At 70.5% G+C, this 26,935-nt stretch carries 28 protein-coding genes; 13 read left to right on the forward strand and 15 right to left on the reverse strand.

The genetic code is table 11. The annotated features are described in order from the left end of the window. The first annotated feature begins 72 nt into the window (after positions 1-72). The 11 genes from HNQ61_RS02745 to HNQ61_RS02795 all read left to right on the forward strand — a co-directional run bounded on the left by HNQ61_RS02745 (position 73) and on the right by HNQ61_RS02795 (position 8,281). Entirely contained in the window at positions 73-462 is a 390-nt protein-coding gene (locus HNQ61_RS02745) for a hypothetical protein (protein WP_170031473.1), read from the forward strand. Between the two features lie 119 nt (positions 463-581). Further along, positions 582-1,049 carry a nuclear transport factor 2 family protein gene (locus HNQ61_RS02750; protein WP_170031477.1) on the forward strand — a complete coding sequence of 156 codons (468 nt, stop codon included), beginning with the start codon at positions 582-584 and terminating at the stop codon, positions 1,047-1,049. 220 nt (positions 1,050-1,269) lie between these two features. Further along, positions 1,270-1,584, forward strand: coding sequence for a pinensin family lanthipeptide (locus tag HNQ61_RS02755; protein ID WP_170031482.1), 315 nt, complete (start codon positions 1,270-1,272; stop codon positions 1,582-1,584). 317 nt (positions 1,585-1,901) lie between these two features. Next, the gene (locus tag HNQ61_RS02760) at positions 1,902-2,843 is read left to right on the forward strand and encodes a Phenylacetic acid catabolic protein (RefSeq protein WP_205761135.1); all 942 of its coding nucleotides are present in this window, start codon (positions 1,902-1,904) and stop codon (positions 2,841-2,843) included. After that, positions 2,843-3,244 (forward strand): metal-sulfur cluster assembly factor, encoded by a 402-nt coding sequence (locus HNQ61_RS02765; protein WP_170031485.1) that lies wholly within the window; start codon positions 2,843-2,845, stop codon positions 3,242-3,244. Before HNQ61_RS02760 ends, HNQ61_RS02765 begins: the two co-directional genes overlap by 1 nt. A gap of 137 nt (positions 3,245-3,381) precedes the next feature. Next, a complete protein-coding gene (locus HNQ61_RS02770; protein ID WP_205761137.1) occupies positions 3,382-3,675 on the forward strand; it encodes a hypothetical protein in 294 nt (97 codons plus the stop codon). Beyond that, positions 3,672-4,520, forward strand: a complete 849-nt coding sequence (locus HNQ61_RS02775; protein ID WP_170031488.1) for a 1,2-phenylacetyl-CoA epoxidase subunit PaaC — start codon at positions 3,672-3,674, stop codon at positions 4,518-4,520. The genes HNQ61_RS02770 and HNQ61_RS02775 overlap by 4 nt, the downstream gene beginning before the upstream one ends. After that, positions 4,520-4,729, forward strand: coding sequence for a PaaD-like zinc ribbon domain-containing protein (locus tag HNQ61_RS02780; RefSeq protein ID WP_170031491.1), 210 nt, complete (start codon positions 4,520-4,522; stop codon positions 4,727-4,729). Before HNQ61_RS02775 ends, HNQ61_RS02780 begins: the two co-directional genes overlap by 1 nt. 585 nt (positions 4,730-5,314) lie before the next feature. After that, positions 5,315-6,445: a GRAS family protein gene (locus tag HNQ61_RS02785; protein ID WP_170031494.1), complete on the forward strand. Its 1,131-nt coding sequence runs from the start codon at positions 5,315-5,317 to the stop codon at positions 6,443-6,445. A 264-nt stretch (positions 6,446-6,709) separates the two neighbouring features. Next, complete coding sequence (locus HNQ61_RS02790) at positions 6,710-7,198, forward strand: hypothetical protein (protein ID WP_170031497.1); 489 nt, start codon at positions 6,710-6,712, stop codon at positions 7,196-7,198. Between the two features lie 462 nt (positions 7,199-7,660). Further along, positions 7,661-8,281, forward strand: coding sequence for a class I SAM-dependent methyltransferase (locus tag HNQ61_RS02795; RefSeq protein WP_170031500.1), 621 nt, complete (start codon positions 7,661-7,663; stop codon positions 8,279-8,281). 138 nt (positions 8,282-8,419) lie between these two features. Here the strand turns inward: HNQ61_RS02795 and HNQ61_RS02800 are convergent, their stop codons facing one another. After that, entirely contained in the window at positions 8,420-9,388 is a 969-nt protein-coding gene (locus HNQ61_RS02800) for a lipid A deacylase LpxR family protein (RefSeq protein ID WP_170031504.1), read from the reverse strand. A gap of 56 nt (positions 9,389-9,444) precedes the next feature. After that, positions 9,445-9,969 carry a L,D-transpeptidase family protein gene (locus HNQ61_RS02805; RefSeq protein WP_170031507.1) on the reverse strand — a complete coding sequence of 175 codons (525 nt, stop codon included), beginning with the start codon at positions 9,967-9,969 and terminating at the stop codon, positions 9,445-9,447. An 83-nt stretch (positions 9,970-10,052) separates the two neighbouring features. Here HNQ61_RS02805 and HNQ61_RS02810 point away from each other — a divergent pair, with 83 nt between their 5' ends. Further along, positions 10,053-10,352 (forward strand): Rho termination factor N-terminal domain-containing protein, encoded by a 300-nt coding sequence (locus tag HNQ61_RS02810; protein WP_170031510.1) that lies wholly within the window; start codon positions 10,053-10,055, stop codon positions 10,350-10,352. Positions 10,353-10,424: 72 nt separating this feature from the next. Here the strand turns inward: HNQ61_RS02810 and HNQ61_RS02815 are convergent, their stop codons facing one another. The 13 genes from HNQ61_RS02815 to HNQ61_RS02875 form a co-directional block, all read right to left on the reverse strand. Continuing rightward, the gene (locus HNQ61_RS02815) at positions 10,425-11,456 is read right to left on the reverse strand and encodes an FAD binding domain-containing protein (protein WP_170031513.1); all 1,032 of its coding nucleotides are present in this window, start codon (positions 11,454-11,456) and stop codon (positions 10,425-10,427) included. A 308-nt stretch (positions 11,457-11,764) separates the two neighbouring features. Further along, on the reverse strand, positions 11,765-13,231 hold the full coding sequence (locus HNQ61_RS02820) for an ATP-binding protein (RefSeq protein WP_170031517.1): 1,467 nt from the start codon (positions 13,229-13,231) through the stop codon (positions 11,765-11,767). Between the two features lie 501 nt (positions 13,232-13,732). Continuing rightward, positions 13,733-15,256 carry a M28 family peptidase gene (locus HNQ61_RS02825; RefSeq protein WP_170031520.1) on the reverse strand — a complete coding sequence of 508 codons (1,524 nt, stop codon included), beginning with the start codon at positions 15,254-15,256 and terminating at the stop codon, positions 13,733-13,735. Then, entirely contained in the window at positions 15,253-16,059 is an 807-nt protein-coding gene (locus HNQ61_RS02830) for an MBL fold metallo-hydrolase (RefSeq protein ID WP_170031523.1), read from the reverse strand. Before HNQ61_RS02830 ends, HNQ61_RS02825 begins: the two co-directional genes overlap by 4 nt. Positions 16,060-16,065: 6 nt before the next feature. Continuing rightward, entirely contained in the window at positions 16,066-16,689 is a 624-nt protein-coding gene (locus tag HNQ61_RS02835; RefSeq protein ID WP_170031526.1) for a cyclase family protein, read from the reverse strand. A gap of 8 nt (positions 16,690-16,697) precedes the next feature. Beyond that, positions 16,698-17,861 carry an FAD-dependent monooxygenase gene (locus HNQ61_RS02840; RefSeq protein WP_170031529.1) on the reverse strand — a complete coding sequence of 388 codons (1,164 nt, stop codon included), beginning with the start codon at positions 17,859-17,861 and terminating at the stop codon, positions 16,698-16,700. Continuing rightward, the gene (locus HNQ61_RS02845) at positions 17,858-18,574 is read right to left on the reverse strand and encodes a methyltransferase domain-containing protein (RefSeq protein WP_170031532.1); all 717 of its coding nucleotides are present in this window, start codon (positions 18,572-18,574) and stop codon (positions 17,858-17,860) included. The genes HNQ61_RS02840 and HNQ61_RS02845 overlap by 4 nt, the downstream gene beginning before the upstream one ends. After that, positions 18,571-19,488 carry a cation diffusion facilitator family transporter gene (locus HNQ61_RS02850; RefSeq protein WP_170031535.1) on the reverse strand — a complete coding sequence of 306 codons (918 nt, stop codon included), beginning with the start codon at positions 19,486-19,488 and terminating at the stop codon, positions 18,571-18,573. The genes HNQ61_RS02845 and HNQ61_RS02850 overlap by 4 nt, the downstream gene beginning before the upstream one ends. Further along, positions 19,485-20,846, reverse strand: a complete 1,362-nt coding sequence (locus HNQ61_RS02855; protein ID WP_170031538.1) for an amidohydrolase family protein — start codon at positions 20,844-20,846, stop codon at positions 19,485-19,487. Before HNQ61_RS02855 ends, HNQ61_RS02850 begins: the two co-directional genes overlap by 4 nt. 287 nt (positions 20,847-21,133) lie before the next feature. Next, positions 21,134-22,909, reverse strand: coding sequence for a BamA/TamA family outer membrane protein (locus HNQ61_RS29445; RefSeq protein ID WP_170031541.1), 1,776 nt, complete (start codon positions 22,907-22,909; stop codon positions 21,134-21,136). Between the two features lie 187 nt (positions 22,910-23,096). Continuing rightward, positions 23,097-24,398 carry a tetratricopeptide repeat protein gene (locus HNQ61_RS02865; RefSeq protein WP_170031544.1) on the reverse strand — a complete coding sequence of 434 codons (1,302 nt, stop codon included), beginning with the start codon at positions 24,396-24,398 and terminating at the stop codon, positions 23,097-23,099. A 24-nt stretch (positions 24,399-24,422) separates the two neighbouring features. Beyond that, on the reverse strand, positions 24,423-24,998 hold the full coding sequence (locus HNQ61_RS02870; protein ID WP_170031547.1) for a hypothetical protein: 576 nt from the start codon (positions 24,996-24,998) through the stop codon (positions 24,423-24,425). Positions 24,999-25,183: 185 nt separating this feature from the next. After that, entirely contained in the window at positions 25,184-26,527 is a 1,344-nt protein-coding gene (locus HNQ61_RS02875; protein WP_170031550.1) for a sigma-54-dependent transcriptional regulator, read from the reverse strand. A gap of 218 nt (positions 26,528-26,745) precedes the next feature. Here HNQ61_RS02875 and HNQ61_RS02880 point away from each other — a divergent pair, with 218 nt between their 5' ends. Continuing rightward, positions 26,746-26,934, forward strand: a complete 189-nt coding sequence (locus HNQ61_RS02880) for a hypothetical protein (protein ID WP_170031553.1) — start codon at positions 26,746-26,748, stop codon at positions 26,932-26,934. The last annotated feature ends 1 nt before the right edge of the window (position 26,935 follow it).

Raw genomic sequence — 26,935 nt, forward strand, 5'->3', positions numbered from 1 at the left:
CGCCCGGTGCCCCGTCCCGCCGCGAATCATCTCCCGAATGGCGGGCGTCCCACCACACACCACGAAGATCCCATGGCATCCCAGACCATCTTTCGCACCATCGACGTGGCCACCGGGCAGACGATCACCCTGGGCGAGCCAGTTCCCGCCGACGTCCTGCCGCTCACCGAACCGGACGGCGAGAACCGGCTGAAGATGCTGGACGGAGACTTCGGCGGCGCGTCGTCCATCGTCATTCAGCTTACGCCCGCGCAGATCGTGCAGAGCATCACCTTCGGGTACGGGCCGAGCACGAACTACGACACCATGGTCACCGCGTTCACGGGCGAACTGGGGCAGCCGGAAAGCCAGACCCCGGTGCTCACCCGGTGGAGCGATCCGCAGACCACGTTCGAGGTGTCGCAGAACGCTTCGGCCGTGAGTTCGCAGTTGTCCGATCGCGCCTCCTCGAGCGCGGCCTGACGCACGCGGCACGTGGAACGCGGCATCCCGGGATCGGGGTGCCGCGTTCTTCATCGAGTCTCGTGGATGAACATCCGCCTCGCGGTCTCCTCTTCCCTTCCCCACGCCCACCCCGCCCCATGCATCCCAACGCGGCGCTCATCGAACGATTCTACGCAGCCTTTGCCGCGCGCGACGCGGCCGGCATGACGGCGTGCTATCACCCGGAAATCGTGTTCTCAGACCCCGTGTTCGGTGAGCTTCGCGGCGAGCGCGCGGGAGCGATGTGGGCCATGCTCTGCGGCCGCGCCACGGACCTGGACGTCCGCGTATCCGGCATCGACGCGGGGGACCGCACCGGGCGCGCGCACTGGGACGCGCGCTACACCTTTACGCAGACCGGGCGCGCGGTGCTCAACCAGGTCGACGCCACCTTCGAGTTTCGCGACGGCCTCATCAATCGCCACGCGGACAGCTTTTCGTTCTGGACGTGGGCGCGGCAGGCGCTGGGGCCCACCGGGCTGCTTCTGGGCTGGGCGCCTCCGCTGCGGGCCAAGGTGAGCGCCACGGCGTTGCGCGGGCTGGAAAAGTACATGGCCGAGCAGTGATCAGGCCGCGACGGCACGTGCGCACCGACTGACCGGCGACGGACAGACGGGCTCGGTCTTGGTCTGTCCGCGGGATCGCGCTGAGGGCGGGAACGCCGCGGTGTGACTCGCCCGCACCCACGCGGAACACCACACTTGCCTTATCCGACAATTTAACGTAGATAGGGTTCGCGCTGCCCGCGATCGCGGCAGACACTCTCACCACGCACCGAGTTGAAGCATGCACAAGCTCAAGCTGGAGTCGCTGCAGATCGAGTCGTTCGAGACCACCGCCCCCGCGGCCAGCGCGCGCGGCACCGTCAACGGGCACGTCCAGGTGCAGCCGGGCGACACCGGACAGGTGTACACGGGTACTATCAGCGGCCCCGTGATCAACACCTACAACGCACGCGACTGCGGCGAAACCAAGTACTTTGATTGTACCTACGGCTGCACGATGTACAACACCTGCGCCCGGTACTGCTATCTCCAGCCGGAGGAGCCCGTGGATCAGACCCGGATCACGCCGACCATCGTGGCCGTCCCCTATCCGTAAGCAGCGGCCCTGCGGAATGCAGACGAGGGGATGCCACCGCGGCATCCCCTCGTTTTTCGTCCGTCCCTCTCGTGCCGTCCCGCGAAGCCCGTCCGGGAACATGCAGCAGCCCCCAGATGAGTCTGCGGGAACAGATGCCGGGTTGACACCTCGCAGCCGAAGGCCTAGTTTGCGAGACCCCGAACGGTCGTTCGAACGATCGTTCGATACCCGCCGTGTACGCTGGACGGCGGCTTTCGCGCGCGGCGGCACGCATGCGCGCGCTCACGACGCTGATTGGCTTGACGAGCCCTTCGCCCCGCAACGGAGACGAAACTGTGGCCCGCTACACTGACGAAGAGCTGAAGGAAAAAGTCCACAACGGCTTCATTGTGGAGTATCCCGACGAGATGACCGAGGGGTACCGCAAGGCGCTGATCGTACAGCTGATGGTGCAGGCCGACACGGAACTCGTTTCCGCGCCCGCCTACTTCGGCGCCGCCAAGGACGCGCCGAGCACCAACACCATGGTGAGCGCCACGGCCATCATCCAGGACGAACTGGCGCACGCCAACATCGCGTACCGCCTGCTGGAGGATCTGGGGCTGGACAAGGAGCAGCTCGTGTACGGCCGCCAGCCGCACGAGTTCAAGCATCCGTACGGCTTCGACCATCCGCTGGAGAACTGGGCGGAGCTCGTGGTGGCCAACGGCCTGTACGACCGCGCGGGCATCACCCTGCTGGGCGACGTCTTCAAGAACACCAGCTACGGCCCGCTCAAGCGCGCGCTCGTCAAGGTGGACCAGGAAGAGACGTTCCACCTGCGCCACGGCGAGATGTGGATGAAGCGCCTGGCCGGCGCCGGCGGCGAGGCCAGGGAGCAGATTCAGCGCGCGGTGGACTGGATGTTCCCCATGGCGGTGGAATGGTTCGGCCTGCCGGACGACATGAAGCGCCACTCCGGCCAGCTTGACTACAAGCTCAAGGGGATGACCAACGACGAGCTGCGCCAGACGTGGATGAAGAGCACGGTGCCGCTCTGCGAGTCCATCGGCGTGCAGGTGCCCGCGCACTGGAGCGAAGACGAGCAGAAGTACGTGCTGGACTTCGCCTTCCCCTCGCAGTACGACGAGGACGAGAAGCGCTGGCTGTTCAACGAGGGCGGGATCAGCTGGGAGACGGTGTTCGAGCGGTGGAAGAAGCGCGGCCCGGCCAACCGCCAGTTCATCGAAAGCATTCAGGAAGGCAAGGCCTTCCGGCAGATGCTGGAGGCGGCCTGATGGCCTGCGCCACCGGCGCGGCGCGCTTTGACGCCAACGGGGGAGGCACCGCGCTGCTGGACGAGCCCGCCGCCTATCCCGTGGCGCCGGAAGCGCGCACCGGCCCGCTGTGGAATGCGCTGCGCGAGGTGATGGATCCCGAGATCCCCATCTCGCTGGTGGACCTGGGGCTCATCTACGACATCCGCCAGGACGGCGGCACGGTGGAAGTGGACCTCACCTTCACCGCCACCGCCTGCCCGTGCATGGCGTTCATCCACTACGACATCCAGGACCGCCTCAAGCAGGAGGCCGGGGTGGATGACGTAAAGGTCAACGAGGTGTGGTCGCCCGCGTGGACCAAGACGCGCATCAGCGAAGAAGGTCGCCACGCGCTGAGGACCTTCGGCGTCAGCATGTAGAGAAACAGCAGTGCCCAGTGCCAGAGTGCCCGGTGCCCGACAAAGGCCGCGCACTCCGGCCTGGGCACTTGGCACTTTGGACTGGGCACTTGCAGTTCCGCACTCACGCACCCAGCACTCACGCACTGCTCCTTTCCGTGATCGAGCCCGTATTTGAAGTGTTCGCCCGCAAGGGCCGCGGCGAGCCGCTGCGCCACATCGGTTTCGTCAACGCGATGACCGGCGACCTGGCGCGCGTCTATGCCTGGAAGACCTACGACGAGCAGAACTGGGACGAGATGTGCGTCGTTCCCCGCTCCGCCATCCTTCCCGTGGACCCGGACGAGAGCCAGTTCGTCACCCGCATGGGCGGGCACGCCGAGCAGGCGCTGGTGCACACCAAGGCGACCGCGTCGTACGGCGGGGCCGAGGTCGTAAAGGAGAACGCATGAGTCTCGAAGGGCTCAACTCCCTCATCCAGTCCGCCTCCGCCCTTCCCGACGACGCACGGCAGGCGCTGCGCGACCTGATCCTGGTGCTGGCCGACAGCAAGCGCGTGCTGGGGCTGCGCTACAGCGACAAGATGCTGGGCGCGCCCACGCTGGAGGCCGGCATCGCCGCGTCTTCCATGGCGCAGGACGAATGGGGCCACGCGCGCCTCACCTATGCGCTGCTGGGCGACTTTGGCGACGAGCCCAAGGCGCTGGAGTACGAGCGCCCCGCGGCCGAGTACCGCAGCCACCCCGCCCTGGACGCCGCCATCGGCTCGTGGGCGGAGCTGATCGCGATGATGCTGGTGGTGGACACCACGCTTACCACGCAGTACCGCGCCCTGGTGGAAAGCCGCTACGTGCCGGCGCACAACCGCGTGCAGAAGATGCTGGACGAGGAGCGCTTCCACTTTCAGTACGCCGCCGGCTGGGCGCGCCGCATCGCCGCCGTCCCCGCCGCGCGCGAGGAACTGCGGGCGGCGCTGGCGAACGTACTGGCGCCGTCGCTCCTGTGGCTGGGCGACGACGCCGACGCGTCCGCGCAGCGCCTGGTGGCGGAAGGGCTGTCCGGCTTCGATCCGTCCGCCCTGCGCGGCCGCTTTCTGGCGCGCGTGGGTCCGGTGCTGGAGGACATGGGGATGGGCGAGGAACTCGGCGTGCGCCGCGATGGGGAAGGCTGGTCCGCCGATGCCGCGCTGGACTGGAGCGGATGGAACCCCGCCACGCGCCGCTCCGGCGGCTCGCTGGACGAGGTGACCGCCGCGCGTGCCCGCGGCGACAAGAACCGCGCGCTCCGGATGGACTGATGGCGGAGCCGCCGCGCACCCCCGCGCCGAGCGCGGATCCGGGGGACGACCTGCTCCCCGAATCCGCGCCCTGCCCGTTCTGCGACGGGCTGCAGACGCATGTCGTGAATCCGTTCGGCGGCCAGCTTTCCGTGGCCCAGTACTGGTGCCGCGACTGCCGCACGGCGTTCGAGTTCATCAAGTGGGACGACCACCCGGCGGAAGCCTGATTCCGCCTCCGGACGAAAAACCGCCCCGCCGCGATCCCATCGCGGCGGGGCGGTTTCGTTTCTCCGCGATCAGGTCGCGCAGCGGAAACGATCAACGTTCCCCGCGACAACGGGCGTCCGTATAGCGACGTTGGCTCGGCGAACAGTAGATCCTTCGGTCGCGCATGACCTCGGCGTGACAGAGAGGCCGGCGCACGCTCCCTCAGGATGACGCCTGCGGGCGGGGTTCGACGGGGGAAGTGGAGGCGCCCGGAGGTGAACGGAGGAATGGGTGGTACGCAAACATTTACCGCCTGTAATCATCACAGCACCCTCTGTTTACTTGATGCGTGCCGATGACGGGCGGCAAGGCTGTCCGGGCTGGACGGGGGCCGGCTCGCGTCCATTTGGCAGATGTTCGTGCGAATCTGTTTGAACACACTTTACAGGACGATAAAACAAAAGTACATTCACAGAACGCGAGGTCACCTTCTACGCGCCATGATTCCGGGACGGAGCCGCACGACGCACTTCGCCCCACGGCATGCGAGCCGAAGCCATGCCCGCCTCCGCACGCGGAAGCGGGTGCTACCTTGGAGCCTGCTGATGACTGCACGCAAATACGCCACGCTGATCGCCGTGGTGCAGGAACACCTTGCCGGGCGCGACGCCGACGCACGCGCCCTGCTCGCCGACCTGGTGGAGCGCCAACTGGACGCCGGCGGCGCCGACCTGCAGTACTACATCTTCGCCTCAGCCCTTTCCCGCCGTCTGGAAAGCGACACCCGCGAGGCCATCAACCTGTACCTGCGCCGCTTTGAGCAGACGCAGATTTCGCTCTTCAACCTGCTGGCCCAGCACCTTCCCACGGTGTCCATGGCCGGCCCGCTGGCCAACGAAGTGCTCGCCGACTACCTGGCCGGGCACGAAGAAGCCACGCTCCTGGACGTGGGCATCGGCTCCGGCCGGCAGGAAGACGCGCTGCTGCGGCTGATGGCCGCCCGCGGCACCCTGCCCCGCCGCCTCAACCTGATCGCCGTGGAGCCCGACGCCGGCAGCCTGCTGGAAGCCAGCGACACGCTGGGCAGCACGGCGCGGGAGTTGGGGATCGACCTGCGCTTTCACGCCGTCCACGGTGTGGCCGAGGAGCTCTCCGAGGGCGACTGGGCCTGGTTCGGCACGCTGGGCGCGCCCATGGTGGTGCTGGGCGCCTTTGCCGTGCACCACGTGCGCTCCGCGCGCGGCACCGAGGCGCGCGAAGACCTGTTCCGCCGGCTGCGCGCGCTCAACCCCGAGGCGGTGGTGCTCTGCGAACCGAGTTCCGACCACAACGCGGGCGGGCTCATGGAGCGCTTTCAGGCCGCGTGGCACCACTTCGGGCTCACCTTTCGCCTCATCGACAGCCTGGAGCTGGGCGACGGCGAAAAGGCGGCGATGAAGATGTTCTTTGCCCGCGAAATCGACGATATCGTGGCGGGCGGCGACGACAGCCGCTGCGAGCGCCACGAGCCGGTGGACGCCTGGGTGCGCCGCCTGAGCGACGCCGGCTTTGCCCCCGCGCCGGGGCTGGACGCCTACCAGGGCGGGCAGAACGCCGGCGTGAGCGTGCGCGCCCACGACGGCTACCTGGGGCTGGACTACGGCGACGAGACGCTGGTCGCCATCCTCTGCGCCACCTCCGCCGTCCCCGCGCGGACCGTGGTGCGCCAGGAGCAGCGGAAGCATCAGACTGCCTGACCGCCGGGAGCGCCCGGGAGCGCTCGTGTCGCAGACGGATAACCAGAAGCCGCCACATCCTTGACAGAGGGTGCGGCGGCTTGTTAGTTAAGACCGCTCCGACTGAGACATCCCGCTGTGGCAGACCGTCCTGATTTCCGGCGCGCACCGGGCGGGCGGGTCTCCGCGGCGGCCAGGCCTCTCCTTCTGCGACAGGGCTCGTACGTGAATCTCGCCCCTCGTTTTTCGCCCGATTCCACGGTCAGCGGAGGAAACATTCTTTCCATGCTGTCCGCCATGGGCCCGTTCCGCCGCCGCGGCGAACAGATCCTGGCCGAGCACGGCATTGAGGGCGTGGAACCGGAGGGCTGGTACCCGCTGGCGGCGTACGTGGGCGCGCTGAACACCATTGGCGAAAAGATGGGGCCCAACACGCTGTACCAGATCGGCCGCCAGATCCCCAACCACGTCGTGATGCCGCCGGGCATCGACGACTTCCCCAAGGTGCTCGCCTCGTTCGGCATGGCGTTCGACATGAACCACCGCGGCGGGCCGCCGACGGGCACCACCATCACGTTCACGCAGCAGTCGCCCACGCGCGGCGACATCGTCACCGGCACGCCGTACCCGTGCGACTTCGATCGCGGCGTCATCACCGGGTTCTTTCAAAAGCTTCTGGCGTCGGCGGTTACAGTGCAGCGGCGCGAGGATGCCCCGTGCAAGGCGCACGGCGGGGACACCTGCACCTACCACGTCACCATCCCGGGGCGGTGATGAGCTTGGTGCGGTGCGTGGCGGAAACGGGTGCCTTGGGAAGTGTCGTACTCCCGCACTCACGCACCCAGCACTCACGCACTTCCCTGGGCGTGCCCCCGCTGCGCGGGGTCGGGCTTCGCGCGCCGTAGGCAACGATACAGCTGTTGCCAACGGCGCCGAGCCCCCGGTTCGCGCCACGGTTGATCTCGTCGAGCGAAGTCGAGGCACGCGCGAACCGGGTTCTCGGCCCTCCGGGCGCGAATCCCTCACGCGGAGCGCCACCCCCGGCGCGAATCGTTCGGCTCTGTCCCGCGCAGAAGATGTGCACCCGGCGGCGGCTTCTGCGGAAGCGGCCGCCTTTTTCGGTTCCGCCCGTGACTGTATCGGCCCGCGGCGCGGGCGCCTTGCATTCAGCCCGGGCGGCGCGCTCCTTTGTCTCTCGGCGACAGGCAATCCTCACCGGAATCCGACACGGACGCGATGAGCAACTTCAGCCCGGACTTCTTCGACTCCATCTACGCGTCCACGCCGCCGTGGGAGATCGATGGTCCGCAGCCGGCGATCTCTGCCCTCCTGGACGAGCACCCGCCGACGGCTCCAGTGCTGGATGCCGGGTGCGGATCGGGCGACCACGCAATCGCGATCGCCCGGCGCGGGCTGCGGGTGCTGGGCATCGACGTGGTAGAAGCCGCCATCGCGCAGGCGCGTGACAAGGCGCGCGCGCTCCCACCGGACGCCGGCGACCTGCTCGAGTTCCAGGTCGCGGACGCGCTGCGGCCCACGCTGCTGGAGCGCCGCTTTGGCGCGGTGGTGGATTCCGGCTTCTTTCACCTGTTCGAGCAGGACCAGCGCGACCGCCTGGCCGAGGAGTTCGCGGCGGTCCTGATTCCCGGCGGCCGCCTGTATCTGCTGGAGTTCGCCGTGGAGTTCCCCCTGCCGACCACGCCGCGCAAGGTGACCGACGACGAACTCCGCGCGCGGTTCTCGACGGAGCGCGGCTGGCGCATCCTGGCCCTGCGGCCGGCCCAGTTCCAGAGCCGCATCGCGCCTGTCCCCGCCGTTGCCGCGTGCATCGAGCGCCTCCCCGCGGATCACGCCTGAAGCGCTCACCCGGCGCCTGCCATTGGATTCGTGGACGACAGAGGGCCGGGCATCGCGTGATGCCCGGCCCTCTGCGTGTTGTCTGGAAACGTGAAAACAAGTGCCGGCGCGGGGCCCGGCGGATCCTGTCCGTTGCCGTCAGCGTGGGCGTGCGGGGCGCCACGTGACCTCGAACGAGCCGTAGGTGTGGCCGCCCGGTTCTTCGCGGTACTCGCGGGTTCGGGTCCGCACGCGGTACTCCAGGCTGGCGCCGCCCACCACCGCGCCGATCCCCCAGTTCGCGTTGGCCAGCAGCGGCTTGCGGTGCACTCTGGGCGGCTCGCCGCTGAACGTGTTGCCGTCCAGAAACAGATTGCGCGCGACCGCCGCCCCTTCCACTCCGCCCGTGACGTACAAGGACGGTCCGCGCTGCCGGGCGGCCGTCCATGCGTCCGGCAGGCGCAGCCCCGCGCGCGCCTGAAGCCCCGCCTGCGCGCCCGTGTACACGTTGCCGGCGCCCGCGCCCGCGTGCACGGCCACCTCCGCCGCGCGGCCGCCCCCCACCCGCGCCTCCGCCAGCCGCCGCTCGACCCCGTAGCGCAGCGTCACGCCGGGCTCAAAGCCCAGCTGGTGGTCCCATCCGTCCGGATTCCAGAAGCCGCCAATGGAGTGCACGGTCTTCATCAGCTGGGCGGCCAGCGACGGCGGGCCCGTCACCCCCACCTCGGCGCCAAAGGTGTGGCGTACGGGCCCGTTCACCACCTGTCCCGTGCCGCCCACGTACAGCCATCCCGCGAAGTGACGGCTGCCCGGTGTGGGCTGCGCGTTGTCTACGCGCGCCGTGTACAGGCGCTGGCCCAGCTCGACGGTGGTGGTGCACTCCGCACCCTCGCCACCATCCGCCGCGCACGGCGCCACCCGCCGCGCCAACCGTCCCCACCCCCGCGCGCCGCCCATCTCCGCGGCGATGCGGATGCCGTTGGAGTATTCGTAGTCCGGCCGCTCCCGTGGCGGAATCCAGAAGTCGTACGCGTCGTTATCCGACGTCACCTGAACGCCCAGGAGCTGCGCGGCGGCAGGGGCGGCCAGCAGCGCGGCGGCGAGCGGAAGCAGAAAGAGGGAACGCATGCGGAGGCGGGACGACGGGGGAAGCCGGAGGTGCCGTGGGTACTACGGAGGGAGCGTCAGGGGCGGATCTCAATCGGGGTGCCGACCGGAACGACGCGCCAGATTTCGTCCATCTCGCGGTTGGTGACGGCGATGCAGCCGTCCGTCCAGTCCGCCAGCCGGTGCAGGCGCCCGATCCATCCCGCGCCGTTCTTGATCCCGTGCACCATGATCTGGCCTCCCGGAGACTCGCCGCGGGCCCGCGCCGCCGCCATGTCCGCCGGCGCGGGATAGGACACGTGGAGCGCCAGGTGATTGCTGCTGCGCGGGTTGCGGCTGTCCAGCCGGTACACGCCCTCCGGCGTGCGCTCGTCCCCTTCCCGCCGCTTGTGGCCCGCGGGCGCGCCGCCCAGGGAAACGGGGTACGTCTTGAGCGCCGCCGCCCCCCGCATCAGCGTGAGCGTGCGCTGGTCTTTATCGACCACGACCCGGTCCGCCACCGTGCCGGCGGGCAGCGGATGCGCTTCGGGCCGGTTGGCTGCGGCGAGCCCCAGGACCGCCGCAGCGGCCAGCAGGATGGCGGAAAGCGGGGCGCGTTTCATCCAACGAGGCGGAAAGTGAGGACCGCGCGCGGATCTTGCGATTCGCGCGGGGAAAGCAGGGACACACACGCGCGGAGGTCGGGATGCCAAGAAGCTGGAACCGGAACGACAACGACATGTACCAGGCGATCAAGGAAACCAACATGGATCGCGGCATGTCTCCCGAACGCTCTGAGGAGATCGCGGCGCGCACCGTCAACAAGCACCGCCGGCAGGAAGGGCGCACCCCCAACCAGCGCACCATGGGCACCGGAAACCCCAACCGCCCGCTGGAAGAACACACCCGCGACGAGCTGTACAACATCGCCAAGCAGCGCAAGATCGAGGGGCGCAGCAAGATGCCCAAGGAAGAGCTGATCGCCGCGATCCGCGCCGATCACTGAGCTGGCGGTGGACCCACGCGAACGCGCGCCCGGCGGAACTCCGCCCGGCGCGCGTCGCGTTTTCCGCCACGGTCAGGCCGCGAGCGCCGGGGCGGAGATCATCTGCAGCAGAGCGCGGCGCACGTACACGGGCACCATCGCGCGGCGCCATTCCGGGTCCACGATGATGTTTTCCAGCGGATGGCACTGCTTGTACGCCTGCTGCGCCACCGCCTCCACGATCTCCGCAAGCCGCTGCCCCGGTGCCAGCTTGTCCAGCCCGGTCACCGTGCGCGGCCGCGAGCCCAGCGCGGAAACCACGAGGGTGAGCGAGCGCACCACGTCGCCCGCGTCCAGGTCCGCCACGGCGGCGATGGACAGCAGGGGAAAGTCGATGCTGTTGCGCTGCCGCACCTTCTGGTACGACATCCGGGCGCCCGGGCCGGGAAGCGGAACGCGGATGCGCGCCACCAGTTCGTCGCGGCGGCGCACCGTGTTCCACTGCCCGTCGGCGATGTAGAACGCCTCCACCGGCAGCCTCCGCGTCCCCTCCGCGGAAACCAGGTCCACGCGCGCGCCCAGCGCGATGAGCGCGGTGGCCGCGTCGGCGGAGTGGGCGGCCACGCACTTCTTGCCCGTGCGCGTCACGTGGCAGACGGTGCCGTCCTTCTTGAGGCAGTAGCCCAGCGCGTTGCGCCAGAACTCGCTCTGGTTGTAGTAGGTGCAGCGCGTGTCCAGGCACAGGTTTCCGCCCAGGGTGCCCTGGTTGCGGATCTGCGGCCCGGCCACCTGCCCCGCCGCCTGCGCCAGCGCGGGAATCCACCGCAACACCCGCGGGTCGCGCGCCGCCTCGCTCAGCGTAACCGCCGCGCCCAGAACCAGTTCCGCGCCTCCACCCTCCCCGTCCGCCGGCCGGCCTTCCGCGTCCGCCACGCCGATGCCGTGCAGATCCGCGATCCCCTTGAGCGCCACCAGGTGCCGCGGGGTGAACAGGCGGTGCTTCATGTTGGGCATCAGGTCCGTGCCGCCGGCGATGGGCACCGCGTCCTCGTGCGCGTGCAGAAAGGCGACGGCTTCGGCCAGCGTGCTCGGGCGGTGGTACGTGTATTCGTGAAGACGAAGCATCGGCGCGCGGCGGGCGGTTGGTTTCGAACGGGCGTTCAACATATCGCGCCGCCCCCGGATGATCCAGATGGGCGGCGCGTTTGTTTGATGAGGCGCGGTCGGCGGACGGATGACGCGGATCGCGCGCACCGCCTTTTCCGTCACGCCGGACCCGTGTGCGACCGAAGGATCTGATTTCCGCCGAACCGGCGTCAGGCGACGCACACCCGTTCTCGTGCGGAAGGCAGATCCTTCGTCGGCGCCAAGGTCTGGCGCGGCAGACACTTCGTCCGGCGCCTCCTCAGGATGACGCCAACGGCCTCGGGCGTCTACTCGTCCGCGAGAAGCTGCGTGGCGGCGCGGGCGGCCAGTGGGAGGCGGATGATGAACTCCGCGCCCTCTCCGCCCGTTTCGCCCATCTCCAGGTCCCCGCCCAGGTGCCGCGCCAGCCGGCGCGCCAGCGTGAGCCCCAGTCCGGTGCCGCGGTTGGCGGAGTCCGATCGCGCCTCGTCGCCCAGCTGCTCGAACGCCTCAAAGATGCGGTCGCGGTCCCCGGGGGCGACGCCGGGGCCGGTGTCGCGCACCACGATCTCCATCCACCCCGGCTGCTCCGCCACCCTCGCCTGCACGCCCACCGAGCCGCGCGAGGTGAACTTGATGGCGTTCGACACCACCGGCGTCACGATCTGGCGCAGCCGCTCCGGATCCGCGAACACGGGAGGAAGCTCCAGTGGCAGGTCCACGGAGAACGACAGCCCCTTCGCCTCGGCCTGCTGGCGCAGGTGCGGAAGCACGTTCCCCAGGAATGGCTCCATCTCCACCGCGGCGGGAAATACGGGGAGCCGCTCGATTTCCAGCGTGGTCAGAAGCAGCACGTCGTCGATCAGACGCGCCAGGTGCTCCGCGCACACGCTGGCGCGTTCCGATGCGCGCACGGCACCCGCGGGGACCTCGCCATACGTCGCCGTGGCCAGCAGATGGGTGTATCCCACGATGGCGTTGAGCGGTGTCCGCAGTTCATGGCTGACGGCGGCAAAGAAGCGGCTCTTGGCCCGGCTGGCCTCTTCCGCCTCCGCGGCCAGGCGCGCCAGCTCCAGCTCCTTGGTAAGCCGGTCGGTGACGTCTTCGAATAGGATGGATACCCCGCCATCCGGCAGCGCGTGCGTCCACGCATCAAAGCGGCGCCCCGTGAAGGTGCGCGGGTGGATGGCGGACAGGTGGCGCGGCTGCCGGTCCACCATGGTGGCGCGAATGGTGGTGCCCAGTTCCGGCGGCTCCGGCGGCAGCAGTTCCCACAGCGAGGTGCCGACGGCGCGCTCGCGGCGCAGCGAAACCAGCACCTCCGCCGCGCGGTTCACATACGTGATGCGCCACTCGGCGTCCGTGGCGATGAAGCCGTCGCGAATGCTTTCCAGCAGCTGCGCGTAGCGGTCGGTCAGCCGGCGTTCCGCGGTGGAATCGCGGAAATGCACGGCCACACCGCCGTCTTCCAGCGTGGTGGCGTGCGCGGCCAGGTGGCGCGCGAACAGTTCCCCGTCCACCAGAACGGTGAGCGGGACCACGGCGGCGCCCCGCTCGGAGCGCACCATGCGTTCGCGCAGCACGCTTCCGGCGTCACCGGGCAGCAGGCTCCACAGCGGCTGCTCGAGCGCGTCCGTGCGGGAAATCCCGAACAGGCGCTCGGCGGCGGCGTTCCAGTACGTGACGCGTGACTCGGCGTCGGCCAGACAGAAGGCGTCGGCCAGCGCTTCGAGCCCGGCGTGACGGGCAATCTCCAGGGTGGACACGGGAGACACGGTGGCGCTCCAGGGCTCCGCCCCCGGCGAGGGGCGAAAGGGGAAACGGCGACATCGCTGCACTCTGCGTGCCGCCGGCCATGTGAACAGACCCGCGGGAATGCGGGAGGTTCCTTTCGGGACACAGAGTGGACAGGGGAGAGTGCGTGAGTGCTGGGTGCGTGAGTGCGTCAGTGCGGAACAGGTCCGGGATGCGGTGCCTGGCATGCGGCGCCGGCTGTGGCCCTCACCCCGCGCGCTCCGCGCGACGACCCTCTCCCACGAACGGATGTGGGAGAGGGAGCACACCCCAGGATCGTGCGCATCCCGAACGCGGTTGAAGCCCCGAACCGGACGCGACAGCGGCCGGTGTCGGGGGTTCCCGCTGTTTGAGCGGCGGATTCATTCGCTCTCGCGGCGGAGGGTGGGCGAGTAGTACGAGCCCGGGTGGGGGCCACCCGCGAACTCCGCGCAACGGCCCGATCCCGTCCGCCCTCTCTCATCCAGACACCGACCGGCCGCTCACCCCAGCAGTGCCGCGGCGAGCGCGGCGCGCAGCATCACCCGCCCCTGCTGCACCGCCCCGCCGTAATCCCAGCCTTCGTGATACGCGTCCGTAGGCTGGTGGTAGTGCGTGGACACGAACTCCTCGTACCACCGCTCGCCCCACCCTTCCGGCCGCCCCTCGTACGCAAGGCCGTGATCCATCGCCACCGCGTCCACGCCGGCGCGCGCGAGCGGAAAGTGGTCCTGCCGAAAGAACATTCCCTGCTCGGGATGCGCCTCGGGGCGGATCTCCATCCCTTCCTCATCCGCCGCGGCGCGCACCAGGGCGCCCAGCGGGGAACGGTCGATGCCCAGCGGCGCCAAGTCCCGCGTGCGTCCCTGCAGGTTGGCGCCATCCACGTTCAGCACCCCCTCCGTGGCGGCAAGCGGAAAAAGCGGGTGCCGCGCGTACCACGTGGCGCCCAGCAGCCCCGACTCCTCCGCCGTCGTGGTGATGAACAGCAGCGGCCGCGGCGCGCGCACCGCCGATTCCGCCACCGACTCGGCGATGGCGAGCAGAAGCGCGACGCCGCTCGCGTTGTCGTACGCGCCGGGGTAGACGCGCGTCTCGCCGTCCGGCCCGGTGCGCACGCCCAAGTGGTCGTAGTGCGAGGTCAGCAGCACGGGCTCGCCGGCGCGCGCAGGATCGGAGCCGGGAAGCAGGCCCACGACGTTGGCGGAATGCACCTCCGTCAAGTCGCTCGTCACTTCCGCATGCATCCGCGCACGCAGCGGCACGGGGCGGAAGCCGCGCCGTTCGCTTGCCGCCATCAGCGCGTCAAGATCCTCCCCTGCGCGCCGGACCAGTTCGCGCGCGGCGGATTCCGAAATCCACCCGTGCACCGGGAGCGGAAACTCCGGCTCGCCCGCCGTATCGAACTGCTGGCCGGTGTTGGATGAGCGCACCACGTTCCACCCGTACCCGGCGGACGCGTCCGTGTGGATGAGGAGAGCGCCGGCCGCGCCACGCCGGGACGCTTCCTCGAACTTGTACGTCCACCGTCCGTAATACGTCAGCGCGCGGCCGTCGAAGAAGCCCGGCGTCTCCTCCGTCCCCGGATCGTTCACGCGGATCAGCAGCACCTTCCCCGCCACATCCGCGCCCGCGAAGTCGTCCCATTCCCACTCCGGCGCGGTGATGCCGAACCCGGCGAACACGATCTCCGCATCCACCGAGACGTGCGCGTCGGGGATGCCGGCCTCCAGCACGTACTCGTCCGGATACGCGGGCGCCATCTCGCCGTCCGCCACTGCGAACCGCAGCGTGGGCGCGGCGATCATCCCGCGCAGCGCTACGGGCTGCAGGTGCGATCCGCCCAGCGGCTGCAGCCCCATCCGCTGCATCTGCGCCCGGATGTACTCCATGGCCAGCGTGCCGCCGCGGGTGCCCGGCGCGCGCCCTTCCAGCAGCGGATGCGCGAGAAAGCGGAGGTGCGCGTCGATCGTTTCCGGACGGATGCGCGCAAGCGCGGCCTCCAGCGCGGCGGAGTCGGACGTCATGGCGATTCGGCCAGTTCCACGCGTCCGGCTCCCGCGGGGCGGACGCGTCCCAGGTTGGTGAGATGCGCGATGATGGCGCCAAGCGATCCTTCCGCCGCGCGGCGCAGCGCGGGATTCAGCTCCGGGCCGTAGACGCGGCCGACCAGTTCGCCGGGCGACGCGGGGCCGTCCGCCAGCGCGAACTCCACCTGGACGATGCGCGTCGCACGGTGCGCGCGATACCGCGCGATGGCGGCAACCGCGTCGGGGATGGCCGGGCCGTGCGCCGGGTGCAGTACCGACGGCCGCAGCGCCTCTACCCGGTCCAGCGACGCCAGATAGTCCGACAGATCGCCTTCCGGCGGCGCGACGAGCGTCGTGTCGGAGCCGCCCAGGAACAGGTCGCCCGCGATCAGCGCGCCCGCGTCCGGCCCGTCCGCCAGCAGATAGCAGAGGTGATCGGGCGCGTGTCCCGGCGTGTGGACGGCGCGCAGCACGCCCTGATCCGTGTCGACCGTGTCGCCATCCGAGAGTTCCCGCGTCTGCACGCCGTCCCACGTCCAGCCGCCGGCACCGGCAAAGAAGGCGACCGGCGCGCCCGTGCGCCGCGCCAGCTCCGGCGCGCCCGCGGAGTGGTCCGCGTGCGAGTGCGTGAGGAGGATGAGCGCCGGGGCGCGGCCGTCCAGCGCCTCCACGATCGCGTCCAGGTGCGCGGGATCGTCCGGGCCGGGGTCGATCACGACGGGCCGCTCGTGTCCGATGAGGAACGTTCGCGTTCCATCAAACGTCATCGGCGACGGATTGTGGGCGAGAATGATGCGCATGGCGGATCAGGGCGCGGGAAGCGGGCGGAGCACGGCGCGGACGGGCGAGGCGTCCGCCTCCATCAATCGCAGCGGGAGCGCGATCAGGTCGTACTCGCCCTCCGCGACGTCATCCAGCAGCAGGTTTTCGAGGATGGCGATCCCCGCCGCGAGCAGCACGCGGTGCGCGGCGAGATCGGCCGAGTCGTACGGATCGACCGATGGCGCGTCCGTCCCCAGCAGCCGCAATCCGCCAGAGGCGAGCAGGCGCGCGGCCTCCGGCGTCGGCGCGGCAAAAGCGGTGGGAAACACGGACGGGGCAGTCCACGCGCCGGTGTGGATCAGCAGCCGCTCAGGCGCGTGGTCTTCGAGGACCGATCGCGCCCACTCCTCATCCAGCACCGTTCCCGCCGCCACACGCACCACCCGCGCGCGGCCGATGAACGCCTCCAGCGGCGCCGTGCCGATCCGCGCGCCCTCCTCCAGCACGTGGTACGGCCCGTCCGCGTGCGTTCCCGTGTGGGCGCTGCACCGGATTTCCGCCACGTTGGCGGCGGAATCCGTACCGATCCGCGCCGTCCACTCCACCGCGCAGGGCGCGTCGCCGGGCCAGACGGGCATGCCGGAGACGACGGGACGGGTGACATCCATCCACCCGCTCACGCCACCAGCCGCGCGATCAGGGCGGGAGAAAAGAGCGAGCGCACCGGCCGCACGTCCCCCGTCGCGCGGATGATGGCGTCGCCCAGGGCGGGGCGGCGCGCGAACCGGCCGGCGGCCCAGCCCAGCAGCCGCGGGCGGGAAACGAACGCTTCCACCAGGTGCTGCAGCCGCTCCCCGGAGCCGAAGGCATGGCGGCGGGCCCGTTCATAAGGCGCCAGCGACGTCGCGGTCGCGTCCCCCGCCCGGAGCGCGGCATGGAGGGCGTCCGCCGCCAGTTCCGCCCCGCGCAGCGCGCGAAAGATCCCCTGCCCCGTGAACGGATCGTAGTAGCCGGCCGCGTCGCCCACGAGCAGCGCGCCATCCGCCACGGCGCGGCGGACGGGCCAGTCGAACGGGCCCGTCGCCAGCACCTCGTCCAGCCGCTCGGCATTCAGCCCGCAGCGGCGCAGGGCGCGGTCGAAGTACGCGTCGCGGTCTCCACCGACCGCGTGCATCTCGTCCCCGGTGACGACGACGGTCACGTTCGCGCGCCCGCCATCCACCTGCGCGATGCCCACACAGCCGGCGGCGAGCGTACGCAACTCCCCGCGTCCGCCCAGCGGCTCCGCGAGGCGCACGTGCGCGGTGAGCGCGAGCTTGCGCAGGCGCGGCGGCCGGCGGAGCAGCTCCAGCCGGCGGACGACGATGGACCGCAGCCCGTCCGCGCCCACGACGACGCGCGACGCGATCTCCGTCCCGTCCTCCAGCACGACGCCGGTGACGCGCGTTCCATCGCGTTGCAGATCCACGACTTTCGCTCCCGTGCGCACCTCCGCCCCGGCGTCGCGCGCGTGGTCCACCAGCAGCGCGTCCAGCACCTCGCGGCCGAGTCCCAGCCCGTGCACGCCGGAGGGAAAGCGGCCCAGAAAGGCGCGCCCGTCCGCCGCGGCGATGCGCCAGCCGTCCAGCCGCGCGGGGTCCGCCGCCAGCACGCGGTCCAGCGCGCCGAGCCGCTGGAGCGCCGCGACGCCCGCCGGGTTCACGCATTCCCCGCACGGTTTCCGCCGCGGAAAGGCCGCGCGGTCCAGCAGCAGGACGGCAAATCCATCCGCCGCCAGGCGCGCGGCCGTCGCGCTCCCGGCCGGCCCGCCGCCGACGACGACCGCGTCCCAGGCGCTCACGTCCGTTCTCCGCGCCAGGTGAGCGCCACGCGAAACGGGGCGTGCGTGTGAACGCGCGCCCCGGCCAGCCCCGCCGCGCGGGCCGCATCCATCAACTCCGCCGGGGTGAACGCCCGACGTACGGAAAGCGGCCCGTCGTGGCGCGTAACGGGATGCGTGCGCCACACCGTCGCCGCCAGCAGGTTGGCCCCCAGCAGCGCCGGCCGCGAGCGCCGGAGGTCGTTCACGATCCCGCCGACGCGCCCCACGCGCCCCATCTCCCGCAGCACCGCCGCGACGTCCGCAGGATCATCGAAATGGTGCAGCGCGGTGGAGCAGATCACGACATCGAACGCACCATCTTTGTACGGGAGCGCCAGCGCGTCCGCCGCCTCCGCCCGCACGTCCGGTATGCCCGCGACGCGCTCCCGGGCGACGGCCAGCGTGGTGGGATGCAGGTCGGTGGCGACGATCTCCACCCGCGTTCCGCGCGCGCGTGCCCACCGCGCGATGGCGAGCGGGATGTCCGCGGAGCCGGTCGCCACATCCAGAATGCGCCACCGGCGAGGCGGCTCCGCATCCACCAGCGCGCGCAGGTGATGGAGAACGACGCGCGTGCCGCCCAGCCAGCGGTTCACCCCGCGCAGATCCGCCAGGCTGCGGGCCAGCTCGGCCGCGTCCTGGCCGGGTTCGTCCATCCGCTCGGCGCCGGCGGAGCGCGGAAGCGAGGTCACGGCTGCTCTCCGGCCACCTTGTCGGGGGCGGCGGAGCGCGGCTCCACGTGCACCACCACGTGCCGCGCGCCCAGCCGCTCGCGTACCGCCTGCTCCACCGCGTCCGACACCTCGTGCGCGTCCTCCAGCCCCATTTCCGTGGGGACGACGATGGTCAGCTCCGCGAAGCGGGCGCCCTGCCGGCCGCGCGAGCGCACGTCGTAGGCGCTTTCCACGCCCGTGGTCCCCTGGGCGATGCGCAGGATCTCCGACGGCTCCACCGCGCGCTCGTCCACCAGCACGGGGACGGCGGCGCGCAGGATCTCCCACCCGGTGCGCAGGATGAGCACGGCCACCACCAGCGCCGTCCACGCGTCCGCGCCGCGCCAGCCGAAGCGCACCAGAATGAGGCCCACCAGGACGGCCAAGGTCACGAAGACGTCCGCGCGCAGGTGCGCCGCGTCCGCCAGCAGCAGCTCGCTCCCCAGCTCGCGCCCCTTTCGCCGCTCGTACTCCGAGGCGATGACGCCCACGACGAGCGACGCGACCATCACCGCCGCGCCCAGCCAGGTATCCACCTGCTCCTCGCCGCCGTGCCGCAGCCGTTCAATGGCCGTCCGCACCAGTTCGAACACGCTGATGGACAGAAAGGCGACCATCGCCAGCGCGCCCAGCGCCTCGAACTTCTCGTGTCCGTAGGGATGAAGTTCGTCCGGCTCCTGCGCGGCCACGCGCGCCAGGACGATGGCGACCAGCGTCGTCATCACGTCCAGCCCGGAATCGAAGGCGCCGCCCAGCACGGCCAGCGAGCCGGACATCAAGCCCGCCGCCGTCTTGCCGGCGACCAGGATCAGGCTTACGCCCAGCACCACGTTGAGCACGCGGCGCACTTCGCGCGCACGCTCCGGCCCGGGCGCCATCGCCGCCGTGCTCACGTCATCGCCTCCCGCAGCCGCGCGGCCGCGTCCGTCATGGCCGCGTCCAGCGGCTCCGGATCCATGGTCATCAGCCGCCCGTCGCGGTAGAGAACCTGCCCCCCCACGGCGGTGAGGATGACGTCGGTGCCGCGCGCGGCGTGAAAGACGGCGGCGAGCGGATCGTGCACCGGCCGGGCGTGCGGCGCGGCGAGAGAAACGGCGCACAGGTCCGCGGCCTTGCCCGGCTCCAGCGTACCGATGGTATCCGCCATCCCCAGCGCCTCCGCGCCATCGATTGTGCAAAGCCGCAGCAGGTCCGCCGGCGGCATGATGTCGCTGCGGCCCAGCCGTCCGCGATGAAGGATGGAGGCGATGCGCGCCTCTTCCATCAGGTCCAGCCGGTTGTTGCTGCCGACGGAATCCGTCCCCAGCCCCACGCGCACCTGTGCCGCGCGCATCTCCGTGTACGGCGCCACACCGTGCCCCAGCCGCGCGTTGGCGACGGGACAGTGCGCCACCGCGGAGCCGCTGTCCGCCACGCGCCGGATGTCGTCACCATCCAGCAGCACGCAGTGGATGAGCAGCGGGCGGGCGCGCAGCACCCCCAGGCGGTCCAGCATCTCCACCGTGCTCCGTCCCCGCGGCGGCGTGGCGATTCCCCGCGCGCGCAGCCCCGGCGCAAAATCCCCCTCACCGGACTGCACGAGGAGGTGTTCGATGTGGGACTCCGCCGCGTGGACGGCCATCGGCAGCCCCTCCGCCACGGCGTACTCGCCCGCGGCGCGAAAGAGATCGTCCGACACGGTGTAGGGTGCGTGCGGCGAGATGCCGATGCGCACGCGATCGCATTCGAAGGCCCGCAGGCAGTCGATGGCCTCGCGCAGCCCGTCCATCGATTCCGCGCACTGCGACGGGTCCGGCCCGAACACCTCCTGAAAGACCACGCCGCGCAGCCCCGTCTCGCACAGCGCCGCCGCCGACGCGCCGGACGACTCCGTCGCGGCCAGCGTGGTGATGCCGGAGCGCAGCGCCTCCACCATGGTCCACCGCGCCGCGGCGTGAAAGTCCGCGTCCGTAAGCGCCGCCCGCTTGGCGCCGACCAGCCGCAGGATCCAGTCGCGGAAATTCAGATCCTCAAGCGCGCCGCGGAACATGGCGAGCTCGGGATGGGCGTGCACGTTGACGAGGCCGGGCATGAGCGCCGCCATCCCCAGGTCGTCCACCACGGCGCCCTCGGGCGGCTCGATGGCCGTCGCGGGGCCGACCGCCGCGATCAGGCCGTCCGTCCCCACGAGGACGGCGCCGTCGCGGATGGGATCGCCGCAGGCGGGAAGCACCCATGCGGCGCGGTACAGGGTCAGCGGAAGCTCGGGCATTCTGGGCGGTGCGTCGGTGGATCAGGCGCGAAAGCGCGCCGCGGCGTTGCAAGGAGCAGGCGCGCGCGGCGGAACGGGAAAATAGCCCCCGCGCCGCGCCCGCGCGACGGCGCCGAATCCGACACAGGTGGGCTGAAAGACGATCGTCACGGAGAGCAAAAGACAAATATCACGCAGAGCAGCAGAGGAGCAGAGAACGGCAAACAGAAAAAGGGAAACGGAGGTGAATCCGTTTCCCCTGTCCTTTCTCTGCTGCTCTGCTGCTCTGCGTGAGGCTCTTCCGTTCCTCAGTCCGGAAAGCTGAACAGCGACGCGGAAAGCGCCCGGCGCGAACTGCGGCGAAGCTGCGCGTCTTCGTTCGCCGTTCTGCCGACGGCCTGGCCCACGCCGAAGATGACCTGCACGCCGCGCCGGTCCGTAGCCCCGCTGACGGGATAGGCGAAGTCCAGCCGGTACGTGCGCCGCGACCCCGGAGGGAAGGCGAAGCGCAGCCCCGCGCCCGCCGTCACCACGACGGGCGAGGTGCGGCTGAACGGGTCGCCGCCCTCCCACACGCGGCCCACGTCCACGAACGCCGCCGATCCGATGTCGAACAGCCGCGGATACGGCCATCCCAGGTACATGCGGTGCTCCAGCGTGCCCACCGCGCGCCGCTCGCCGGGATAGGCGTGCGCCGGCAGCCCGCGCACGCCCGTGCGGTTGCCCAGCGTCAACTGAAACGGAACGCGCGTGCGCCACCCGCCCACCACGGTGGCCGCCGCCACCCAGGTGTGCCGCGACTCCTCGGACCGGCGGTAGTAGGCCCAAGCATCGAACTGGCCGAACAGGTTGCGCCACTCTTCCCCCGACTCCGCGCCGTACAGCCGCCGCGCCTCCGCCGTCGCGCGCACCCCGGCCAGCATCTGCGGCGTGAGGTACGCGGAGGTGGCCAGCCCCGCGGTCACGGACAGGTCGTCATCCGTGGAAAACGATGGAAGGCTGCGCCCCACGCCGGCCTCGATCTCCACGCCCAGCCGCACGTCCTCCGACCCGTGCACCGCGTCCAGCGAGCGGCGCCGCACGAAGCGCACGTTGCGCTGCCCGGCCAGGAGCACGACGCGCACGCTGGACACCGTGTCCAGCCCCGTCACCGAGCCGGAACCGTCTCCCGGCAGGGGCATGGGATTGGACCCGTCGCCGTCCGCGGACAGGGTTCCGTCCGGGTACTCCGTCCAGTCGCCCGCCAGCGCCACGCCGAACAGCGTCAGGCTTCCGCGCGGGCCTACGCGATAAACGGCGCCCACGTCGAACGCGCGCCGCCGCTCCTCGAAGTACGTCCGCCGCAGCCCGCCGCCCTCCTGCGGGACGAAGAAGAGAAAGTTGCGCTCGCCTCCCTCCACCTGCTCGCGAAACGCCCAGCGCCCGGTCTCCCCGCGGAACGGGTAGGCCAGCCGCTGCGAGTACGAGTGCCCCACGGGGGTGCGGGCCAGCGCGATTTCCGCGTCCCACGGTGTCCACAGCAGCTGCCGCGTTCCCGCCACGCCGCCGTACACGCGCTCGCCCTGCGACTCCTTGGCGAAGGCGGAGATGTAGTTTCCGCTCCCCCACAGGTTGTCTTCGCGAAACTCCACCCCGGTAAGGCCCACGCCCTCGTCGCCGTTCACCTGCGGCTCCAGGCGGGTGCTCCACTCGTCGCGCGTCTTTACGACCACGTGCCAGCTGCCGTCCGGCTGCCGCACCCCGAACACGTCGGCCTCGGCGATGAACGACATGCTGCGCAGCGTGCGCTCCGAGTCCGCCAGCCGGGCGGGATCGTAGCACTGCCCCTCGCGCACCAGCAGTTCCGCGCGGATCACCCCCTCGTTGGTGCGGGGATGCAGCCGGTTGGCCGTGCGGTACGCCCAGTTGAAGCGGGGGTCCAGGTCCGGACTCCCCACCTCGAACACGTCGGAGGGGTCGATGAAGATTTCGGAAATCGCGCCGTCCGGGCACGCGTCCGCCTGCGCCGCGCCCGCCCGGGGGGCGAGCACGGCCAGCGCGGCGGCCGCAAGCCGGAGTGCGAAGGCGGTGCGAAAGCGGAGCACGGGCCGTGATCGTGGGAGAAGCGGCGGCCCCGTACGGGGACAGCCGCGCCGAATTCCGTTCAGATGGCGAAAGATACGCAAACGGGTGGGGCAATGATCGGGCCGGAGCGGCGAATGCGAACGACGGCGGGGCTCCCGTCCCGGGAGCCCCGCCGTGTGTGTCGCAGTGACGCGCGAGCGTGCGCTTTCAGTCCGCCGCGGCCGGGAGCTCGGCGCGGGCCTCGCCCAGCGCGCGGTCCATGCGCGCCACGTCCTGCATGGCCCCCAGTTCCGCGAACAGCTCGCGGGCGCGCTCCAGGTACGCCACCGCCTCCTCGGCCCCGCCGCTCTGGCGGCGCAGGTCGGCGTAGTCCGCCAGCGTCTCGGCCTCCAGCACGGGATACCCCTTGTCGCGGGCGATCTCCAGCGCCTTTTCAAAGAAGGTGAAGCCGTCCTCGTCGCCCTGCGCCCGGGCGATGTTGCCGCGCCCCTGGTACATGCGCCCCAGGATGTAGACGCTTCCCGAAGCGATGGCGTGCTCCTCGGCCACCCGCCCCCACTCCTGCGCCCGCGACACGTGCCCGTCGCGGATGCACAGCTCCGCCAGGTCGCTGGCGATGGCCGATAGAAAAGCGGGGGGCACCGGCAGCGCCCGCGCCCGGTCGTACGCCTGGTACGCATCGGCAAAGCGGCCCTGCCGCTCGCGGAGCTGCGCCAGGTTGATCCAGCAGCTCGCCACGTCCACTGCGGAGCCGTCTTCCAGAGCCCGCTCCAGCGCCCGGCCCAGCCACTCCTCGGCCTCGTCCGGACGCTCCAGCCGGGTGGCCAGCATGCCCAGGTTGTACAGCAGCGGCACCACCTCCTGCGCCAGCTGCGTCCCGCCCCGCTCCGCCAGGGCCAGGGCGTCGCGGTAGCGGCCTTCCGCCTCGGCCCATCCGCCCTGCCACACCAGCACGTTGGCCAGTCCGGTGCGGGCCACCACCTCGCCGCGCAGGTCGCCGGCGTCGCGCGCCAGCTGCGCCGTGCGCTCGTAGTGCTGCGCCGCGTCCGTAAAGTCGCCCAGCGCCAGGGAAGCGCGGGCAATGCGGCGCAGCGCCAGGATCTGCGCCGCCTTGTCCTGCAGCGGCAGCGTCAGCGTCAGCGCGGCGCGGTAGCACTGGCGGGCGCCCTTCAGCCGGCCCATGGCCTCCATCTGCTCGCCCAGCGACACCAGCCGTTGCGCCGCCTCGTCGCGCCGCCCCTCGTAAAAGGCGCGGAACACGGGGCGCAGCCCGTCGTAGAGCGTGCTGACGTACTGGCGCAGGCTTTCTTCGGCCTCGCGGATGGAGCGCTCCACGTCGTCCGGCGACACCAGCCGCTTGTCGACCGTGGCGTACGAACTGGAGCTGTCCCAGGCCCGTCCCGGGTCCGGAACGGCCGCGCCGATCACACGCAGACGGAACGTTTCGAACTCGTCCATTTCGGGGACGAGCGCAAGCAGTTCCGCGACAGTTGCATCAGAGCGGTCCACAGGAAGATCTGGCAGAAGAAAGACTCAGCCCCCGCCGACGATCAGGGTGCCGTTGCGGTTTTCCGTCGCCGTGCCGTAGACCGAGAAGTGGCTGGTGAGGGTGCGCAGGCGCAGCCCGTCCTTGCTCAGCCCCGCCCCCATGTCCACCCAGCCGTTGTTCCACCAGACGATGGTGCCTTCGGTGGCCGTGCCTTCCAGAGTCGTGTTGCGCAGCGGCAGTTCGATGGCTACCGGCACGCGGAACTGCTGGTTGTGCGGGCCGAACTCGGCCACCACGTGCTGGGAGCCGTTGGGGTCCACCGGCAGGCGGATGGTGAACTGCGTGCTGCGGGTCACCGCGCCGCGCGGCACCTCGATGGCGAAGCCGAAGAACTCCAGCCGGCCGCCCTCGGGCCCGATCCACTTCTTGGCCCAGGCCACGGTCACCTGCGGCTTGGTGCGGAAACGCGCGAGCTCGTTGACGTTGGTGCTGGACCCCGCGTTGAACGCCGGAAGAGCCGGCTCTGCGGATACGGGGTTGCCGGCTTCCGAGCAGCCCGTGGCGGCGAGTGCCGCCACGATCGCGAACGCGGTGCCCAGCTTGCGGAAAGTGGGGATCATCAAGTCCTCCGGAGTGGTGAACAGAGCGGACGGACAGCGCCGACGCACGGCGCGTTCCGCGGCGCACCCGGACGGACGCGCGCGGCAACTCTCTGGAAAATAACCACTTACGACCAAACTTCCAAATTCGCCCCGGACCCGGCCGTGCACCAGAAGTGTGCACAGTGCACGGTTCGGTGCACCCGCTACCCCGTGCCGGGGCCCAGCCCGTATTCCTGGATCTTTCGGCGCAGCGTGTTGCGGTGAATGCCCAGGCGCTCGGCCGCCACCGTCACGTTGCTCCCCGTCTCCCGCAGCGCGCGCCGGATCATCCGACGTTCCATCTCTTCCAGCGTCACCAGCGGCGGCTCGCCCTGCCCGCCCGCGGCCGGGGCGCTCCCCGCCGCCTCCGGCGGGTTCAGGATGTCGGCCGGAAGGTGCTGCGGCAAAAGGATTTCGCCATCCGCCATCACCACGGCGCGCTCGGCCGCGTTGCGCAGCTGCCGCACGTTTCCCGGCCAGGGGTGCCGGTGCAGCACGTTGAACACTTCTTCCGCCACGGCGCGGATGGGCCGGCCGTGCTCGCGGGCGTAGTGGGCAAAGTAGTGCAGCGAAAGAAGGTCCAGGTCCACCCCGCGCTCGCGCAGCGGCGGCAGCATCACCGTCACCACGGCCAGGCGGTAGAACAGGTCCTCGCGAAAGCGCCCGTCGCGCACCGCCTGCTGCAGGTCGCGGTTGGTGGCCGCCACGATGCGGACGTCGATGGACACGGGGTTGCCGCCGCCCACCCGCTCCACCTCGCGCTCCTGGATGGCGCGCAGGATCTTGCTCTGCAGCGCCATCGACATGTCGCCGATTTCATCCAGAAAGAGCGTACCGTTGGTGGCGCGCTCAAAGCGCCCGATGCGCCGGCCGATGGCGCCGGTAAAGGCGCCCTTTTCGTGGCCGAACAGCTCGGACTCCAGCAGGTTTTCGGGAATGGCGGCGCAGTTGATGGCCACGAACGGGCCCTTGGCGCGGCGCGAGCGGGAGTGCAGCACCCGGGCGACCATCTCCTTGCCGGTGCCGCTTTCCCCCAGCACCAGCACGGTGGCGTCGCTGGTGGCCGCCCGCGCGATGGACTTGAAGACGCCCATCATGTGCGAGCTGGCGCCCACGATGGTTCCCTCCGCCGGCGCGGCCTCGGGCAGGGGGCGAAGCCGCTTGATTTCCTCGATCCCCAGCAGGATCTCGCGCACGCGGCCGCGCGGGAGCGGCTTGGGAAGCACGTCGTGCGCGCCCTGGCGGATGGCCTCCATGGCCAGGTCCATCGTGGGCGCCGAGGACAGGAGAACGACGGGCGCCATTCCCCCTTCGCGGTGCAGCCGGCCCAGGATCTCCATCCCCGCCCCGCTGAAGTCCGCGTCCAGCAGAATCAGGTCCCAGCTTCCCGACGCAATCAGCCGCAACCCATCCGAAAGCGACGACGCGGCAGTGAGCTCCGCGTCATCCAGTTCCGGTTCGATCGTTCGACCGAGACTGCGGTCTGCGTCGAGAAGAAGGACCTTCAAGTGAACAGAAGGGCAACGGTTGGAAGGCGGTGCGGAATTCCGGGTTTGAATCGATGGAATATAGAGGAAGGGTCACGACGGCGCAAACGGGGCTGGGCAAACTGCAACGCCGGTGATACATGCCCTCCCGTTCTCTTGCAGGAGCGCGGGCAAGGACATAAGCTTGTGCGCGCCCGCGTGGCACCCGCTTGCAATCCCGTGTTTCTGGAGACGGATCGATGAAGTTCGCGATGATGGCCGCCGTTCTGATCACCCTTCCCGCCATCTGCGGCTTCATTTATGGAGCCGTGGCCGGCAACCGGTTTCTGATGGCGGCCGCCGCGGTGAGCCTGGGGCTGAACGTGCTTCCCTTCGTGGTGGCGGGGTGGATGATGCGCAACGCCACCGGCGACGACATGGGGCACTGAG

It is taken from the genome of Longimicrobium terrae, assembly GCF_014202995.1.
GTDB classification, from domain to species: domain Bacteria; phylum Gemmatimonadota; class Gemmatimonadetes; order Longimicrobiales; family Longimicrobiaceae; genus Longimicrobium; species Longimicrobium terrae.